The organism is Polaromonas sp. (assembly GCF_030682935.1).
Taxonomy (GTDB): Bacteria; Pseudomonadota; Gammaproteobacteria; order Burkholderiales; family Burkholderiaceae_C; genus Polaromonas.
The window spans coordinates 1-1,063 of sequence record NZ_JAUXNA010000152.1 but is presented as its reverse complement, the minus strand read 5'-3'; the positions used below and the strand labels follow the sequence as shown (position 1 = coordinate 1,063).

At 60.4% G+C, this 1,063-nt stretch carries 2 protein-coding genes; both read left to right on the top strand.

Annotated elements, in window-relative coordinates; all coding sequences use genetic code 11:
* On the top strand, window positions 1-579 hold a 579-nt coding region (locus Q8K05_RS07195; protein WP_305245824.1), incomplete at its 5' end, for an alpha/beta fold hydrolase.
* Window positions 580-702: 123 nt separating this feature from the next.
* Window positions 703-1,063 (top strand): beta-ketoacyl synthase N-terminal-like domain-containing protein (locus tag Q8K05_RS07190; protein ID WP_305245823.1); only part of this gene is annotated, 361 nt, incomplete at its 3' end.

Here is a 1,063-nt window from a genome sequence, read left to right as displayed (position 1 = left end):
GTCGGCAACTACCTCAAGGGTGAAACGCCGCCGCCGTTTGACCTGCTCTACTGGAACAGTGACTCGACCAACCTGCCTGGGCCCTGGTATGCCTGGTACCTGCGCAACACCTACTATGAAAACAACCTGGTCAAGCCCGGCAAAACCATGGTGTGCGGCGAAAAGGTGGACCTGAGCACGATCGACATCCCGGTCTACATCTACGGCTCGCGTGAAGACCATATCGTGCCGATTGGCGGGGCGTATGCGTCCACGCAGGTTCTGCCGGGTAAAAAACGCTTTGTAATGGGCGCTTCGGGCCATATCGCCGGCGTGATCAACCCGCCGGCCAAGAACAAGCGCAGCTACTGGACCAACGACAAACTGCCCGCGACCAAATCCACGGGCGCCAAGTATCCCGCAGCGCACGATGACTGGCTCAAGGGTGCCATCGAACATCCCGGCAGCTGGTGGACAGACTGGTCGGACTGGCTCAAGGAACATGCTGGCAAGCAAATTGCTTCGCCTAAAGGCTATGGCAGCGGCAAGCACAAGGCCATTGAGGCTGCGCCTGGTCGCTACGTCAAGGTAAAAGCCTGACGCGTTTTAATCATTTACAGGGCTCAGGTATCTAAAAGCCCCTGGCAGGCGTTCCCCCTTTGGTACCTCCGGGAGAGCGCCGCAACAAGACGTCACGACAAGATGTGACAACAAGGAGACATCGTGGAAGACATCGTTATCGTTTCTGCTGGCCGCACGGCTGTGGGCAAATTTGGCGGCGCGCTGGCCAAAATACCGGCCACCGAACTGGGCGCCGCCGTGATCAAGGCCGTGCTTGAGCGCTCGGGGCTGAGCGCCGGGCAGGTTGGTGAAGTCATCATGGGCCAGGTCCTGGCGGCAGGCGTAGGCCAGAATCCGGCGCGCCAGGCGGTGATCAAGGCGGGCTTTCCGCACGGTATTCCGGGCCTCACGATCAATGCGGTGTGCGGCTCCGGGCTCAAGTCCGTCATGCTCGCAGCGCAGGCCGTGGCAACCGGCGACAGCGACATCGTGATTGCCGGTGGCCAGGAAAACATGAGTGCTT